Raw genomic sequence first — 15,922 nt, 5'->3', positions numbered from 1 at the left:
AACAGGCTGTCACCGGGCTGTCATGCCCCTGCGCTACCCGCTTGCGGCAAAGCAAATGGGGAATCATCTTGCCATGACGGACGTTTCCGCAGATCTGGTTTTTCGCCGCGGCAAGGAAGTTGGAAAGGCCGTCTACCAGAACCGCCCGCTGTCGAAGGCCGGCATTTCGGAGCGGCTGTTCGCCTTCCTGTTCTCCGGCCTCGTCTACCCCCAGATCTGGGAAGACCCCGATGTCGACATGGAGGCGATGCAGCTTGGCCAGGGCCACCGCGTCGTCACCATCGCCTCCGGCGGCTGCAACATTCTGGCCTACCTCACGCGCTCGCCGGCCCGGGTCGACGCCGTCGACCTCAACACCGCGCACATCGCGCTGAACCGCATGAAGCTGGAGGCGGTGCGCCGCCTGCCATCGCAGGGCGACCTGTTCCGCTTCTTCGGCGCCGCCGACACCAGCCACAATTCGAAATCGTATGACCGTTTCATCGCGCCGCATCTCGATCCTGTCAGCCGTCACTACTGGGAGCGCCGCAACTGGCGCGGTATCAGGCGCATCACTGTGTTCGACCGCAATTTTTACCAGACCGGCCTGCTCGGCCTGTTCATCGCCATGGGCCATCGCACGGCAAAGTTCTTCGGCGTCAATCCAGCCGCCATCATGCAGGCCAGGAACATCGGCGAGCAGCGCCGCTTCTTCAACGAGGAGCTGGCGCCGGTCTTCGACAAGAAGCTTTTGAAATGGGCGACGTCGCGCAAGGCCTCGCTATTCGGCCTCGGCATCCCGCCGGCGCAGTACGATTCGCTGATCACTTCTGGCGACGGCACCATGGCCAGCGTGCTGAAAGCCCGGCTGGAAAAGCTCGCTTGCGATTTTCCGCTTGAGAACAACTACTTCGCCTGGCAGGCCTTCGCCCGGCGCTATCCGAACCCCGGCGAGGCCGCCCTGCCCGCCTATCTCGAAAAACAGAATTACGAGACCATCCGCGGCAATGTCGACCGCGTCGCCATCCACCATGCCAATCTGATCGAATTCCTCGCCGGCAAGGATGCAGGCTCCGTCGACCGCTTCGTCCTGCTCGACGCGCAGGACTGGATGACCGATGACCAGCTCAACGCGCTGTGGGCGGAGATCACCCGCACCGCGTCAGCCGGCGCCCGCGTCATCTTCCGCACCGCCGCCGAACCCAGCCTGCTGCCGGGTCGCGTCTCCAACTCGCTGCTTGAGCAGTGGGATTATCAGGACGAGGCTTCGCGCGAATTTTCGGCCCGCGACCGCTCGGCCATCTATGGCGGCTTCCACCTCTACCTAAAGCGCGCGGCATGAGCACCAGCGAGCTGCCGGCCAGCCCCGAATTCAAGGCCAACCACGCCGAACTGATGGACGGCGTCTACCGCTGGCAGCGCCATATCTACGACCTGACCCGCAAATACTACCTGCTCGGCCGCGACCTAATGATCTCGGGGCTCGACGTGCCTGTCGGTGGTACCGTGCTGGAGCTCGGCTGCGGCACCGGCCGCAACATCATCCTGGCTGCCCGCCGCTATCCCGATGTCCTCTTCTACGGCCTCGATATCTCGGCCGAAATGCTGGAAACGGCCGGAAAGGCGATCGACCGCGAGGGCCTGTCCGGCCGCGTCGTGCTGGCAAGGGGCGATGCCACCGATTTCGATGCCCGTGCACTCTTCGGTGTCGAACGCTTCGACCGTGTCTTCGTGTCCTATTCGCTGTCGATGATCCCCGGTTGGGAAAAAACTGTGTCGGCAGCGCTTGCCGCCCTGTCGCCGAACGGTTCGCTGCACATCATCGATTTCGGCCAGCAGGAAGGCCTGCCCGGCTGGTTCCGGACCTTGCTGCGCGGCTGGCTGAAAAAATTCCACGTCGCGCCGCGTGAATCGTTGCGCGAAGTGCTGGAATCGGAATCTCGGCGAACCAGCGCAAGCTTCCGTTTCCGTACGCTTTATCGCGGCTATGCCTGGCTGGCGGTTATCAAGATCACTTCCTGAATATTGCCGTGGGAAAGGCACATAAAGGCGAAGCAGCCACGATCCGTTGGATCAACGTTGCCTTATGACCCCGAGAGCGGTACACTATCTCACATGCATGGAAGCATGTGGTGATCATCGGCTTCAGGGATGAATGGCTGCGCGCCTTCGTCGTGGAAGACACCCATTCTCGCAACATTCCGTCCGATCTCGAAAGCCGTTTGTTCCGCAAGCTCCAGATGATTGACGACGCGATGATCGATCAGGATTTGCGTGTGCCGCCCAGCAATCATTTCGAGAAGCTGCGCGGTATTCTCGAAGGCTTCCATTCAATACGCGTCAACAAGCAATGGCGGCTGATCTTCCGCTGGGACGGCGGCCGCGGTGAGGCGTCGGACATCTATCTCGACGACTACAGCTATAGATGAGGTGAGAACATGTTGATGACCGCACGCAAGCCGGCAACGGTTGGCGAAATTCTCACGGAAGAATTCATGCAGCCGCTTGGCCTGACGCAGGCGGCTTTGGCCGAGGCGATGGGGGTCCAGCGCAAGCATGTGAACGAATTGTGCAACGACCGCCGCAACGTGACGGCGGCGACCGCGCTTATTCTGGCGCGGGTGTTCGGCAACAGCCCGGACTTCTGGTTGAACGTCCAGCGCCGCAGCGATCTTTGGCAGGTCATGAACTCGCCCGGCGAGCGGGCGCGAGTTGACCGCGCCAAGCCATTGGCGACAGCTGCATAGCAAGAGTTTGCGCCGCGCTAATGCAGCGCCTTGATCAGCGCCCCCACCATCGTCTGCGGCCGGTAGCCGAGCTTGGCAGGCGTTAGCCCCAGCCGCACCACCACCAACTGCTCCGAGGGGATGATGGCAACCGTCTGCCCGTCATGGCCTTCCATCCAGTACGTGTCCTTGGGCAGGCCTGCCGCGACGCCGGCGCCCGGGTTTTCCTCATCGCCCGGGGCCTCGATCCACAACTGGCCCTTGCCGTAGACCTTCGAGGCGGATGCCGGCTCGCGCATCCAGTCGACGAAGCCAACCGGCAGGATCTGGTTGCCGTCCCATACGCCGCCTTGCAGCAGGAACTGGCCGAAGCGCGCCCAGTCATGCGCGGTTGCGTAGAGATAGGACGAGCCGACGAAAGTGCCCTGCTCGTCGGTCTCGAGCACCGCGCTGTGCATGCCGAGCGGCTCGAACAGCGCCGTGCGCGGCCATGTCAGTGCCTTGGCCTTGTCGCCGATCGCGTCCTGCCAGAGCCGCGACAGCATCACCGCCGTACCGCTCGAATAGGAAAACACCTTGCCGACCTCGGCCGCCAGCGGCTTTGATTCGGCAAAGCCCGCCATGTCAGGTTCGAGATAGAGCATGCGCGTGACGTCGGCGACGTCGCCATAATCCTCGTTGAACTCCAGCCCGCTCGACATCGCCATCATCTCGGCAAGGCTGATGGCGGCGCGGCCGTCCGCCTTCCACGGCGCGAACAGGTTTTTGTCGTCGAAAGCCATCTTGCCGTCCTTGACCAACGTACCGACGATGGCGGCGTTCACCGTCTTGGTCATCGACCAGCCGAGCAGCGGCGTTTTGGCGGAAAAGCCCTCGCTGTAGCGCTCGGCGACGACGCGGCCATTCTTGACCACCACCACCGCCCGCATGCCGGTGCCGGTCAGCGCCGCATCGTCGAGCAGTTTGGCAACAACCGGATCCTGCGATGCCTCGACCCGCTCGCCTTCCGGCCACAGGTCGCCCATGGTGGCCGCCGACGGCTCCGCCTGGATCGCGGTCCGCCGCGCCTTGCCGACATCGCCGTCCGGAACCGAAGCGCAGCCAAGCCCGTCGCGGGCGACAGCGACGCTCTTGCCGAGAAACCCGAACAGGCCGGCAGACACCGTTCCCCTGTTCTTGTCCACCGAAACACGCATTAACCGCAGCAGGGGATGCCCGGGCGCCTGCACGTCGACGGCCAGCACCTCATTGGCGTCCCGGCCGGCGATGAAGACATTCGAGCAGACGATCTTGGCCGAATAGCCGGAACCGACGCGGATCAATTCGGGCGGCGCGATGTATAGCCACGCAAACAGCGCGGCGACCGCCAGCACGATCAGGCCAAGCAGCCATCTGACGATCTTGACGACGATCCGCATTTATTTCCTCCGGGCCCTGCGCGACCCTTATGTCATCGATTTGCCGCCATTGCTTCCGCAAATCACAATGCTTGTCGAGCGCCATCAACGGATTATCAACCATGATCGGCGATCACAGGATATGCTGAGCGATGCTGTGGGGCGATCGCTCGGAGGGGGCCCGATCACAAGCCGGCCATCAGGTATAGACCCATCAGCGACCGGCTGAATCCGGCTCGGGAATTGCGATGCGCCGTCTTGCGGGCCTCATTATGCTAGCGCTGCTTGGCGCGTGCTCGACAGTAGACGATCTCTCGCCACTGTCGCCGTCGGCGTCGAGCAGCCCGACGGTCACTGTCCGGGCGCCGCGCTTTGCCGATTCCAAGCCGCATGAATGGGAGAGCGGCGCGCCGTGGAACTATGCCGTCCACGGCACCGATGTTTCCAAATACCAGACCTCGGTCGACTGGCCGGCGGCCAAGGCCAGCGGCATCTCCTTCGCCTTCATCAAGGCGACCGAGGGCGGCGATCGCTTCGATGAATACTTCAACGAGCATTGGACCCGGACCAAAGCTACGGGCGTTCCCCGCGCCGCCTATCACTTCTACTATTTCTGCACCCCGGCTGCCGTGCAGGCGCGCTGGTTCATCCGCAACGTCCCCGTCGATCGCTCGGCGATGCCGCCGGTCCTCGACATGGAATGGAACCCACAATCGCCGACCTGCAGGCTGCGTCCCGACGCCGCCACGGTGCGCGCGGAGATGACCACCTTCCTCGAGATCGTCGAACGCCACTACGGCAAGAAGCCGATCATCTACACCTCGGTCGACTTCTTCGACGACAACGGCCTGGCGGGGTTTCGCGGCTATCCGTACTGGCTGCGTTCTGTCGCCGGCCATCCACGTGAGAAATACGGCAGCCACCCCTTCACATTCTGGCAGTACACAGGAACCGGGATCATTCCGGGCATGACCGGCAAGGCCGACATCAACGTCTTCAACGGCAGTGAAGCCACCTGGAACAAGTGGCTGCGGCAGAACACCCGTTGACACCGGTTCAACGGCAGCACCGCCCTGGATCAATCACTCCAGCAGAGCTTCCGTTGAACCGGTGCAACGGCAGCACCGCCATGGATCAATCACTCCAGCAGAGCTTCCGTTGAACCGGTTCAACGGCAGCACCGCCATGGATCAAATCACTCCAGCAGAGCTTCCGTTGAACCGGTGCAACGGCAGCGAGTCCGTCCGAGATAAGAAGCTCCGCAGAACACTGTTGACACCGTGCAACGGCAGAGAAGCTGGCGGAATAAGGGGCTGCGGCACAAGAACCGTTGACACCGGGCCTGCCGCCTGCTTTTCGACACAGCCAGCGGTGAAAAGTGCAACCGCCGGCAATTCAGGGCGTTGGGCCTCCGGGGGAGCACAACAACTGCCCGCTATTCGTTTCGAGAGGAAGCTGATGCGACTGCGTTCCAAAGTCCTCGCGGCTGCGCTGACCCTGTGTGCCACGGCCTTGCCGGCGATGGCGCAGGAATGCGGCGGCGACTTCGAGACGTGGAAGCAGGGCGTCGCCGCGGAAGCCAAGGCGGCCGGCGTCGGCACTGCCGGTCTCGACGCCCTTGAAGCGGCAACCTTCGACGACAAGGTGTTGGCACGCGACCGCGCCCAGGGCGTCTTCACCCAAACCTTTGTCGAGTTTTCCAACCGCATGATCTCGGCCTATCGCCTGAAGCAAGGTGCGGCGAACATGAAGAAATACGCGGATGTCTTCGCCCGCGCCGACCAGCAGTTCGGCGTCCAGGCGCCGATCATCGCCGCCTTCTGGGCGCTGGAGACCGATTTCGGCGCCGTGCAGGGCGACTTCCACACGCTGAGCGCCCTGGTGACGCTGTCGCATGATTGCCGGCGCCCGCAACTGTTTCGGCCTCAGTTGATACCGCTTCTGCAATTGATCGATCGCGGCGTGCTGCCGGCCGATGTCAGGGGCGCCTGGGCCGGCGAGATCGGGCAGACGCAGATCCTGCCCTCAGATTATCTGGCACGCGGCGTCGACGGCGACGGCGACGGCAAGATCGACCTGCGCGGCAGCGTGCCCGATGTGATCATGACCACCGCCAACAAAGTGCTGTCGCGCGGCTGGAAACGCGACCAGCCCTGGATCCAGGAAGTCCGCGTGCCCGAAGACATGCCGTGGGACCAGACCGGTCGCACCAACAAGCTGCCGCTGTCGCAGTGGGCGCAATGGGGCGTCACCTACCCCAGCGGCGCGCCGCTGGTCGACAACGGCCTCAAGGCAGGCTTGGCGCTGCCCATGGGCCGTAAGGGGCCCGCCTTCCTCGCTTATGACAATTTCGACGTCTATCTCGAGTGGAACCAGTCCTTCACCTATGCGCTGACCGCGGCCAACCTCGCCGCCAGGTTGGCGGGAGAAGAACAGTTCGATCCGCGCAATCCCGAGACCGGCCTCAACAACGAGCAGATGAAGGCGCTGCAGACCAAGCTCGAAGCCAGAGGCTACGATGTCGGCACTGTCGACGGCATTTTGGGTACCAACACCCGCGAGGCGATCCGCAAGGAGCAGATGCGGCTAGGCCTGCCGGTGGATGGCTGGCCGACGCCGGAGCTGCTGGGGAAATTGTAGGCAGTAGGCAGTAGGCAGTAGGCAGTAGGCAGTAGGCAGTAGGCAGTAGGCAGTAGAAAATTACTCCGAAGCAGTGCCTGCCACCCTATCCCTATTCCCTATTCCCTATTCCCTATTCCCTATTCCCTATTCCCTATTCCCTATTCCCTATTCCCTATTCCCTATTCCCTAATCCGCCATTGTCTCCAAACTCGCAAACCCCTGCGGCGCGTCGCCCTCGTCGAACGGCGTCGTCACCTCGACGAAGGTGTCGGGGTAAAAGCCGTTGAAGCGGGTCCGCAGCGAGAGCGAATAGGCGCCGATATGGCCGATCTCGATCCAGTCGCCGGTATCGACCGTTTCCGGCAGCCAGAACGGCCGCGACAGGATGTCGACGGAATCGCAGGTCGCCCCGCAGACCTTGAACGGCACGATGTTCTTTTCCTCGCCATTGCGCGAGCGGATCGCCGGATCAGGAATGAAGCGGGCCGGCAGCGTGATCTTTCCGGTCCATGAATCCGACAGCGACGCCCAGATGCCGTCATTGATGTAGAGCCGCTTTCCCTTGCGCAGCAGCACCCGCACGATCAGCGACAGGCAGCGCGCCACGATTACGCGGCCCGGCTCGGCCACCAGCGGCATCTGGTCGAACTGATACTCTTTCAGATCGCCCGAAAGCCGCGACATGATCTGGCCGAGCGACGGCATCTCGATCTGCTTGCGGTTGGGGTCATGGCCGTATTCGGCGGGGAAACCGCCGCCGACGTCGAGCCCGGCAATATCGAAGGTCAGCCGGTTGCGCACCCAATCGGCGGAAGCCAGTGCCCGCTCATAGGTGTCGGGATCCTCGATCTGACTGCCGACATGGAAACACAGGCCAACCTTGTAGCCGGTGCGGTTCAGCCGCTCGGCCAGTTCGACGGCATAGGCCGGCCCGGCGCCGAACTTCTTCGACAACTCGTAAGCGGCATGGCCCTTGGTCTGCACCCGCACGAACACGCTGATCGAGCCCGGATCGATGTCGAGCGCCCGCACCACTCGCGTCAGCTTGGTGATCTCGTCCTCATGATCCAGCGAAATGACGCGGATGGCGTATTTCTCCAGCGCCAGCTTGATATCCGACTGCGCCTTGACCGGATGCATGTAGAGCATCTCGGCATCGGGAGAGACGGCACGCACGGCGGCGAACTCGCCCGGCGACGCGACGTCGAAAGCCTTGACGCCGGCTTCGACCAGCGTCTTCAGCACGATCTGCTCGCCATTGGTCTTGACCGCATAGGCGGTCTTGCCCGGGAACATGCCCATGAACTGCCTGGCATCCGCCATCAGCACCTGCGGGCGGAAGCAATAGACCGGATCGTCCGGGCGAAGCGCCAGTGCCGCCTCGCGGGCATTCTCGAATCGCTGCATCGACGAATCCTTGATCTAGCCTGCGCACAATTAATCCAAGCTAGCGGCTAATGAAAACAATTCTGTGTCTCGTACGGCTGACGCTGGGGCGCTAGGTCTTGGCGGCAGGCGTTTGCCATCAATCACGTTTCGGGTGGCCCTTGTCTCCGAACCGGATATGGCTTCTGCCTGACTGGCATACGTCTGGGAGGGCGACTCACATGGCAATGGCCGCGACATCCGCACCACGCGGACCGATGGTGCTCAAGGATTGGGGGCAACTCCTGCTGCTCGGCGCGATCTGGGGCGGCTCGTTCTTCTTTGCGCGCATCGCGGTGGCGGAACTCCCCCCGCTGGTGCTGGTGCTGTTTCGCGTCGCCATCGCCGCGATTGCGCTGCAGATCTATCTCGGTCTGCGTGGCCCGTCCTTTCGCCTCGCGCTTCCGCATGCCGGCCTGTTCTTCCTGCTGGCGCTCACCAACAATGTCGTGCCCTTCTCGCTGATCTTCGCCGGCCAGACGGAGCTCGGAGCCGGCATCGCCTCGGTGCTCAACGCGACAACGCCGTTCTGGACGTTGATCCTCGCCAACGCGCTGACATCGGACGAAAAGCTGTCCTGGAACAAGCTCGCCGGCATTGCGCTCGGCATCGCCGGCACGGCTGTCATGATCGGCCCCGGCCTGCTTGCCGGGCTCGGCGGCCCGGTCTGGGCCAAATTCGCGCTGATCGGGGCGTCGCTGTCCTATGCCGTCGCGCTGATGGTCGCCCGCCGCTTCACGGGCGTGCCCTCGCCGATCATCGCCACCGGACAGTTGACGGCATCGACCATCATCATGATCCCGATCGTGCTCTTTACCCACGGTCCATCCGGGTTGTTTTCGGCCTCGCCCCCGGTCTGGACGGCGGTGCTGGCGCTGGCGCTTCTGTCCACTGCCTTCGCCTACATCCTCTATTTCAACCTCGTCGCCTCGGCCGGCGTGACCAACGCTTCGCTGGTCACGCTTGTCGTACCGGCCAGCGCGATGCTGCTCGGCTTCCTGTTCCTTGGCGAGCGGCTGGAGCTGTTCGAAATCGGCGGCGTGGTGCTGATCGCGCTCGGCCTCGTCACCATTGACGGGCGGCTGTTCGGCCGACGTTAGAGCGCCGCGCGTCCACTGGACGCGCAAAGGATGCTCTAACCACCCAATTGCCCCCCGCATCGCGAAAGTTGAATTCGGCTTCCGCAGCGGTAGCGCTGCCATGACACGGCAGCGACACGAGTCGGCCACATTTTATTCACAGGCCTGAAGCTGGTTTTTGCTTAGGAGTTTCAAAGCCTAACGGCAAAAGACATGTCGCGGATTTCACAATCACGTCGCAATGCAGCACATTTTCCGCTTGCCTGTGGCACAAATGAACCTAGACTCCGTGACATAGCTCTTTAAGAGGAGGCTATGTCATGGGACTTACGAGGCCTATCAACGCATTGATGATCTGTGCTGCGTTCGCCTTTATCGGAGCCCTTATTATGGGCTTCCTTCCCTGACCGCCAAAGCGGGGAAGACCAGCACCCAAATAGTCCAACCAATTCAAAAGGCCGGGTTTTTCCCGGCCTTTTGTCGTTCAACCCACTCTCATGCCGCAGCTGATCCGGCGGCCGCCGCCTCGTGCGAGCGGATGCCGATCATATGACAGATGGCAAAGACCAGATCGGCGCGGTTCATGGTGTAGAAGTGGAAATCGCCGACACCGCGCTCGACCAGGTCCATCACCTGTTCGGCCGCCACCGCCGACGCCACCAGCGCATGCGTCTGCGGGTCCCGGTCGAGGCCTTCGAAACGCTCCGCCAGCCAGCCGGGCACATGCGCGCCCGCCCTCGCGGAAAAGTTCGCGACCTGCTTGAAACTGTGAACCGGCTGGATACCCGGCACGATCGGGATGTAGATGCCGGCGCGGCGGACGCGCTCGACATAGCGCTCGTAGAGATCGTTGTCGAAAAAGAACTGCGTGATGGCACGCGTCGCGCCATTGTCGACCTTGCGCTTCAGCATCTCGATGTCGGTGGCGAAATCGGGGCTTTGCGGATGTTTTTCCGGATAGGCCGCGACGGAGATGTCGAAATCAGCAATCGCTTTGAGCCCGGCGACCAGCTCCGCGCCGTTCTCGTATCCACCGGGATGCGGCCGATACGGTCCGCCGACGCCGGAAGCCGGATCGCCGCGCAGCGCCACGAACCGGTTGATGCCGATCGATTTGTAATCCTGGATGACCGCGTCGACCTCGTCGCGCGTTGCCCCGACACAGGTCAGATGCGCCGCTGCAGGAATACCGGTTTCCGTCAGGATGCGCTTTACAGTGCGCGCGGTGCGCTCTCGCGTCGAGCCGCCGGCGCCGTAGGTCACCGAGACGAATTTCGGCTTCAGCGGCTCCAGCCTTGTCACCGTCTCCCACAGCCTCGCTTCCATCTCGTCGGTCTTCGGCGGGAAGAATTCGAAGGAAACCCTGACCTTGTCGCCAATGTCGGGGCGGCGGGAAAAGCGGAACTGGTTCATCAGGCGGTTTCCCTTATCTGCCTTGTGTCGTTGGAAGGATCGGCGATCAAGAGGCGCCGGTCGCGGCCAAGCCAGAGTTTTACGGTGAGCCTGGCCTCGTTGCCGCCGCGCGGCTCGAATTCCTGACTGTCTTCAAGATCGAGGCCGGCTTCCGAAAACCAGTCGGCGATCTGCCGGTCGGAAAAGCCGAGCCGCATATGCGCGTGCTCCTCACGCAGGAATTCCAGCGCATGCGGCGCGAAATCGACGATGACCAGGCGTCCGGCCGGACGCAAAAGCCGCGCCGCCTCGTGGATGGCACGGGCGGGATCGTCGAGGTAGTGCAGCACCTGATGGATGGTGACGAGATCGAAGGCATCGCGCTCGACCGGCGGCGCGAAGATGTCGCCCTGCCGAACCTGCGCATTCGAAACGCCGGCCTTGTCCAGATTGGCGCGCGCCACGGTCAGCATCTCGCGCGACATGTCGATGCCGACACCACGCCGATAAAGCGGCGAGAAGATTTCAAGCAGCCGCCCGGTGCCGGTGCCGAGATCGAGCATCGACTGGAACGGCCGCTTGCCGACCAGTTTCAGCATTGCGGCTTCGACGGCGCGGTCCGGCACATGCAGCGATCGGATATGGTCCCAGCTTGCCGCATTCACGGAAAAATACGCGACCGCCCGGTCCTGCCGCTTGCGCTTGACCGAGGCCAGGCGCTCAAGATCGCGTTCGACCTGCGGATCGGCGCCGCGAATGCCGGAAACCAGCCCCATGACGAAGTCACGCGCGGAATCCGCATCCGACAGGCGGAAGAAGGCCCACGACCCTTCCTGATAGCGGCCGATCAGTCCGGCCTCCAGAAGCAGCTTCAGGTGCCGCGAAACGCGCGGCTGCGACTGGCCGAGAATTTCGGTAAGATCGGAAACGGTGAGGTCACCGCGCGACAGAAGTGCCAGTATGCGCAATCGGCTGGATTCGGCCGCCGCCTTTAACGTATCCACCATAGTGTCGAGCGAGACATGCATCAGCGTATTCTCTTTGAAAAGATATAAACATATGTTTATGTCGATTTTCGAGACCTTGCAAGCGCAATGTCGCTTGCGGACAAGAAAATGCCGTTTGTGTGGCGCTTTAAGAGACGTGGACCATGACTGAAACGCGTGAGATGTTCGAGGCGCGCGAAGGCGAGCAGAGGCTGGAGAACGATCCGGCCTTGATGCCGCCTGATGGCGGGATCGTCTTCATCGGCCGCATTGCCTCGCCATGGACGACGCGCGAAACCTGCCCGAAGAACATGCGCGCCGCGCGCGAGACCGGGCAGAAGGCGGTGCTGACCATCGACGCAGCCTACCGAAGTGGCCTGCAGGGGCTGGAGCGCGCCAGCCACGTCATTATCCTGTCCTGGCTGCATCATGCGCCGCGAGACCTGATTGTGCAGAAACCGCGCCATGCCGCTGAAGCGAAAGGCGTATTTTCGCTGCGCTCCCCTGCCCGCCCCAACCCCATCGGGCTGCATGTGGTCCGGCTCGTCGCGCTCGACCAACGCACCGGCCGCATCGATCTCGACGCCATTGACGTGCTCGACGGCACGCCGGTCATCGACATCAAACCTTATTTCGCCTCGACCGACGCTATTGCCGAGGCGACCATCGAAGGGCGCGACGAGCCCGATCGGACCCGGCGATGACAGCGCCGACCGGCCGCCGCCGCGCCATCGCCAAGGCGCTGACCGCTCTTCTGCCGCTGGCGCCCTATGCCGACATGGAGAAGATCCGCGGCGACGCCGGCGCGGTCCACATGAAGACCTTGCCGCCGGGCATCGCCGTATGGTTGGCGACGATTGCCCATATCCGCCACATGCACACCGATTACGAAAAACTGCTGAGCGAAGGCTATGACCGCGACTCGGCGCGTTTCTTTGTCATCGAGCAGACCAACATCGTGCTCACCCGCTGGCGCGCAACCCGCCTGCTCGACGCCGACGACGAGGAGGAATGACCACGGCTACTTCCGCTTCAGCACGGCGACCGCATTGTAGGGCTGGCCATCGGCGTGGCCGACCCAAATCCAGGACAGATTGCCCTTGTAAAACCTTACGGTGATGTTGCCGCCGTCGATGCACTTGTCCTGACCGTAGGTGATGCTCTCGTGGTATTCCGCTGAAATGTCGTCCCTGGACGTCTGTGACAGCGATCCGCCGCAGCCGAGTGACGGATAGTCGATCGACGCGCTGCCATCGTTGATGGTCATGGCAATCGCCCAGTCGGCGCCGGCATCGCCAGCCGGGCTCTGGTGGCCATTGCCTACCCAGGTGCCGCTCAGCGACGGCACGTTCACCGCGCAAGGCACATTCTGGAAGGTCGCCGTCAATTCGCCGCCGGTTTTCTCGCAGCGATAGGTCTGGCCGCTCTGGCACAATTCCTCGCCTTCGCGCGCGCACTGGGCGCGGGCGTCGCCCGCAGCGGCGAACATCATCATTGCCGCTGTGACGGCCCCAAACCTACCCATTTTCCCCTCCCGTTCAGACCCGGAACGATAGGGCAATCGCGATCGAATGTATCGGCCAGATCGTCATGGAGGCCGAACAACGCCGGGCGGGTGGCTCTATGCCTTCTGCCCAGCGCCGCTAGCCTCTCGCCTGCGTGACAGGAGGCCCCGATGAGCCGGACAATGGCAACACAGGACGAGAAGCAACTGCCCGTGGTTGGCGACCGCCATGTCGACCCGCACTCCTATCCCGAGGGCGTCGCCTTCCTCGATGGCCAATACCTGCCGATGTCGCAGGCCAAGATCTCGGTGCTGGACTGGGGTTTTCTGCATTCCGACGCCACCTACGACACCGTGCATGTCTGGAATGGCCGCTTCTTCCGCCTCGATTTGCATCTCGAGCGCTTCTTCGGCGGGCTGGAAAAGCTGCGCATGACCATTCCCTTCGATCGCGACAGCGTGACAGAAATCCTGCACAATTGCGTGGCGCTGTCCGGTCATCACGCCGCCTATGTCGAAATGCTGTGCACACGCGGCGCCTCGCCGACTTTCAGCCGCGACCCGCGCCAGGCGGTCAACCGCTTCATGGCGTTCGCCGTGCCGTTCGGCTCGGTCGCCAATGCCGAGCAGTTGCAGCGCGGCCTGCGTGTCGCCATCAGCGACAAGATGCGCATTCCGCCGGCCTCGATCGACCCGGCGATCAAGAACTACCACTGGCTCGATCTGGTGCGCGGCCTCTACGATGCCTATGATCGCGGCGCCGAGACCGCGTTGATCCTCGACTTCAACGGCAATGTCGCCGAGGGTCCGGGCTTCAACGTCTTCTGCGTCAGGGACGGCAAGCTGTCGACGCCTTCCATTGGCGTGCTGCCGGGCATAACCCGCCGCACCGTCTTCGATCTCTGCGCCGAACAAGGTCTTGCCGCCACCGCGGCCGATGTCAGCGTCACTGCATTGCGCGAGGCCGACGAGGTCTTCATCACCTCGACCGCGGGCGGCATCATGCCGGTGACCGAGATCGACGGCGCGGCGATCGCCAACGGCAAGGTCGGACCGATCACCAGCCGGCTGATGGCGCTCTATTGGGAGAAGCACGAGGATCCGGCGTGGTCGTCTCAGGTGAATTATCCCTGATAATTCAGGCGTCTTTTTCGAAAGATTCCGGTCGCCTCTGGAAAATCAGAGGACGGACCGTATATGCCCGAAAGCGGAGAAGCCTCCGCTTTCACGCAAAATCACGCCCGCAGGGGCAAGGACTCCAAGATCATGACATCAAAGGTTTGGTTCATCACCGGATCGTCGAAGGGCTTTGGTCGCGTCTGGGCCGAGGCTGCACTCGCGCGCGGCGACAGCGTCGCGGCCACCGCCCGCGATGCCGGCACGCTCGCCGATCTCGTCGAGAAATACGGCGACAGGATTGCCGCGATAAAGCTCGACGTCACCGACAAGAAAGCCGTCGATGCCGCAGTCGCCGAGGCGCACAAGCGTTTTGGCCGGCTCGACGTCGTCGTCAACAATGCCGGCTACGGCCATTTCGGCGCCATCGAGGAGGTCAGCGAACAGGAAGCTCGCGACCAGATCGAAACCAATGTCTTCGGCGCGCTGTGGGTCACTCAGGCCGCACTGCCGATCATGCGGGCGCAGCGTTCCGGCCACATCATCCAGATTTCGTCGATCGGCGGCGTCAATGCCTTTGCCTCGCTCGGCCTCTACCACGCCTCGAAATGGGCGCTGGAGGCCTTCAGCCAGTCGCTGAGCATCGAGGTCGCGGAATTCGGCATCCATGTGACGCTGGTCGAACCGGGCGGCTTCTCCACCGACTGGGCCGGCCCGTCGGCCAAGATCTCTCAGCCGATCGAGGCCTATGCGCCCGCCCGTGCGAAGATGGCAGAGCGCCGCGCCAATTCCGTTGCCGGCGATCCAGAGGCCACCGGGCCGGCGATGCTGGCCATTGTCGACGCCGCCGAGCCACCGCTCAGGGTGTTCTTCGGCGACGGCGGCCTGCCGATGATACGCCAGGAATACGCCAACCGACTCGCCACATGGGACAAGTGGGACCACGTTTCCGTTATGGCGCAAGGCGCCAAGAAGAACCGCAAAGCTAACGCCTAGTGAGCTTGGCTACGCCGCCACGGCGGCGTAGCTCCTGCCCTCTGGTTGCCGCACAGCTATGCCGAATAGATCCACTGCTCCGGCACGCGCACCGAGATTTCTTCGCGGACCCTGACCGTTCCGGGCTTCTCGACCCAGGCGACGACGCCGCGCAGCCGTTTCGCGACTTTTGGGAACAACAGCGCGCCGGCTTCGACGTCGGCCATTCCGGCGTTTTCGGCGAGCGACCGGCCGGCGATGCGGCAAGGTCCGTTCTGTGCGTCAATCTTGATGGTGACGCCGCCCTTGAAGAACAGCAGCGTGCCGGCCGGCAGCATCGAGAGGTTCGGCACCCCTTCGATCACAAGATTGGCGCCGATCCACTCCGGCCTGATCTCGGCCAGGCCCATGCGTTGGGCAACAACCGCCAGTTCGTCCGCTGCCACTATGGACAATTGCCGTTCGTTGCGCATTTCGGTGCCGCGCGGATACCAGGGCTCGCGCCCGCCCGCGCGGCGTGTCGGTCCGGCATGAAAATCGCCTGCTATGCCATCGAAATCCAGCAGCAATTCGTCCACCGGGCGCGTCTGAAAATGATCCGCCGGCGCCACGTAAAGCGCTGCCGCCTTGGCGGCAAGCTTTCGCGCGGGGATGATTTCGATCGGCTTTTCAGCCTCGGGGAAGAGATCCAGCATGGCGTTCTTTTCTCTCGTCATCCAGC

Annotated in this window: 17 protein-coding genes; 11 read left to right on the top strand and 6 right to left on the bottom strand. The window is 63.0% G+C overall.

The features are described 5' to 3' along the window. Positions 1-22: 22 nt before the first annotated feature. From AC0L2U_RS00565 to AC0L2U_RS00550, 4 genes are all read left to right on the top strand, one after another. Positions 23-1,321, top strand: coding sequence for a BtaA family protein (locus tag AC0L2U_RS00565; RefSeq protein WP_128288474.1), 1,299 nt, complete (start codon positions 23-25; stop codon positions 1,319-1,321). Continuing rightward, positions 1,318-2,001: a class I SAM-dependent methyltransferase gene (locus AC0L2U_RS00560; protein WP_128288475.1), complete on the top strand. Its 684-nt coding sequence runs from the start codon at positions 1,318-1,320 to the stop codon at positions 1,999-2,001. Before AC0L2U_RS00565 ends, AC0L2U_RS00560 begins: the two co-directional genes overlap by 4 nt. 110 nt (positions 2,002-2,111) lie before the next feature. Beyond that, positions 2,112-2,408 carry a type II toxin-antitoxin system RelE/ParE family toxin gene (locus AC0L2U_RS00555; RefSeq protein WP_128288476.1) on the top strand — a complete coding sequence of 99 codons (297 nt, stop codon included), beginning with the start codon at positions 2,112-2,114 and terminating at the stop codon, positions 2,406-2,408. Between the two features lie 9 nt (positions 2,409-2,417). Further along, positions 2,418-2,726, top strand: a complete 309-nt coding sequence (locus tag AC0L2U_RS00550) for a HigA family addiction module antitoxin (RefSeq protein WP_473601277.1) — start codon at positions 2,418-2,420, stop codon at positions 2,724-2,726. A gap of 17 nt (positions 2,727-2,743) precedes the next feature. On the opposite strand, the gene AC0L2U_RS00545 is transcribed toward AC0L2U_RS00550, so the two are convergent. After that, positions 2,744-4,123, bottom strand: coding sequence for a serine hydrolase domain-containing protein (locus AC0L2U_RS00545; protein WP_128288477.1), 1,380 nt, complete (start codon positions 4,121-4,123; stop codon positions 2,744-2,746). Between the two features lie 227 nt (positions 4,124-4,350). On the opposite strand from AC0L2U_RS00545, the gene AC0L2U_RS00540 reads away from it, so the two are divergent. Together AC0L2U_RS00540 and AC0L2U_RS00535 are read left to right on the top strand one after the other, a co-directional pair. After that, positions 4,351-5,151, top strand: a complete 801-nt coding sequence (locus tag AC0L2U_RS00540) for a glycoside hydrolase family 25 protein (protein WP_127321779.1) — start codon at positions 4,351-4,353, stop codon at positions 5,149-5,151. Between the two features lie 409 nt (positions 5,152-5,560). Next, complete coding sequence (locus tag AC0L2U_RS00535) at positions 5,561-6,742, top strand: lytic murein transglycosylase (RefSeq protein ID WP_128288478.1); 1,182 nt, start codon at positions 5,561-5,563, stop codon at positions 6,740-6,742. Between the two features lie 168 nt (positions 6,743-6,910). On the opposite strand, the gene AC0L2U_RS00530 is transcribed toward AC0L2U_RS00535, so the two are convergent. Next, entirely contained in the window at positions 6,911-8,131 is a 1,221-nt protein-coding gene (locus AC0L2U_RS00530; RefSeq protein WP_013530936.1) for an alanine racemase, read from the bottom strand. 200 nt (positions 8,132-8,331) lie between these two features. Between AC0L2U_RS00530 and AC0L2U_RS00525 the strand changes: the two genes are divergently transcribed. Beyond that, positions 8,332-9,249, top strand: a complete 918-nt coding sequence (locus AC0L2U_RS00525) for a DMT family transporter (RefSeq protein ID WP_128288479.1) — start codon at positions 8,332-8,334, stop codon at positions 9,247-9,249. A 474-nt stretch (positions 9,250-9,723) separates the two neighbouring features. On the opposite strand, the gene metF is transcribed toward AC0L2U_RS00525, so the two are convergent. Both metF and AC0L2U_RS00515 read right to left on the bottom strand, forming a co-directional pair. After that, positions 9,724-10,641 (bottom strand): methylenetetrahydrofolate reductase [NAD(P)H], encoded by a 918-nt coding sequence (metF, locus tag AC0L2U_RS00520; protein ID WP_023813165.1) that lies wholly within the window; start codon positions 10,639-10,641, stop codon positions 9,724-9,726. After that, complete coding sequence (locus tag AC0L2U_RS00515) at positions 10,641-11,648, bottom strand: ArsR/SmtB family transcription factor (protein ID WP_023813166.1); 1,008 nt, start codon at positions 11,646-11,648, stop codon at positions 10,641-10,643. Before AC0L2U_RS00515 ends, metF begins: the two co-directional genes overlap by 1 nt. 122 nt (positions 11,649-11,770) lie before the next feature. Between AC0L2U_RS00515 and tsaA the strand changes: the two genes are divergently transcribed. Both tsaA and AC0L2U_RS00505 read left to right on the top strand, forming a co-directional pair. Then, the gene (gene tsaA / locus AC0L2U_RS00510) at positions 11,771-12,310 is read left to right on the top strand and encodes a tRNA (N6-threonylcarbamoyladenosine(37)-N6)-methyltransferase TrmO (protein WP_128288480.1); all 540 of its coding nucleotides are present in this window, start codon (positions 11,771-11,773) and stop codon (positions 12,308-12,310) included. Beyond that, on the top strand, positions 12,307-12,621 hold the full coding sequence (locus tag AC0L2U_RS00505) for a DUF2293 domain-containing protein (protein ID WP_127322835.1): 315 nt from the start codon (positions 12,307-12,309) through the stop codon (positions 12,619-12,621). Before tsaA ends, AC0L2U_RS00505 begins: the two co-directional genes overlap by 4 nt. Positions 12,622-12,627: 6 nt before the next feature. On the opposite strand, the gene AC0L2U_RS00500 is transcribed toward AC0L2U_RS00505, so the two are convergent. Beyond that, positions 12,628-13,131, bottom strand: a complete 504-nt coding sequence (locus tag AC0L2U_RS00500; protein WP_128288481.1) for a hypothetical protein — start codon at positions 13,129-13,131, stop codon at positions 12,628-12,630. Positions 13,132-13,281: 150 nt separating this feature from the next. Here AC0L2U_RS00500 and AC0L2U_RS00495 point away from each other — a divergent pair, with 150 nt between their 5' ends. Together AC0L2U_RS00495 and AC0L2U_RS00490 are read left to right on the top strand one after the other, a co-directional pair. Further along, on the top strand, positions 13,282-14,244 hold the full coding sequence (locus tag AC0L2U_RS00495) for a D-amino acid aminotransferase (RefSeq protein ID WP_127809975.1): 963 nt from the start codon (positions 13,282-13,284) through the stop codon (positions 14,242-14,244). A gap of 132 nt (positions 14,245-14,376) precedes the next feature. Continuing rightward, positions 14,377-15,222: an SDR family oxidoreductase gene (locus AC0L2U_RS00490; RefSeq protein ID WP_127272444.1), complete on the top strand. Its 846-nt coding sequence runs from the start codon at positions 14,377-14,379 to the stop codon at positions 15,220-15,222. Positions 15,223-15,278: 56 nt separating this feature from the next. Here AC0L2U_RS00490 and AC0L2U_RS00485 read toward each other — a convergent pair whose 3' ends face one another. Then, positions 15,279-15,896, bottom strand: coding sequence for an MOSC domain-containing protein (locus AC0L2U_RS00485; protein ID WP_127809974.1), 618 nt, complete (start codon positions 15,894-15,896; stop codon positions 15,279-15,281). Positions 15,897-15,922: the final 26 nt, after the last annotated feature.

It is taken from the genome of Mesorhizobium sp. WSM4808, from assembly GCF_055811675.1.
The sequence above is the reverse complement of the archived record's forward strand: the minus strand, read 5'-3'. Positions and strand labels throughout refer to the sequence as shown.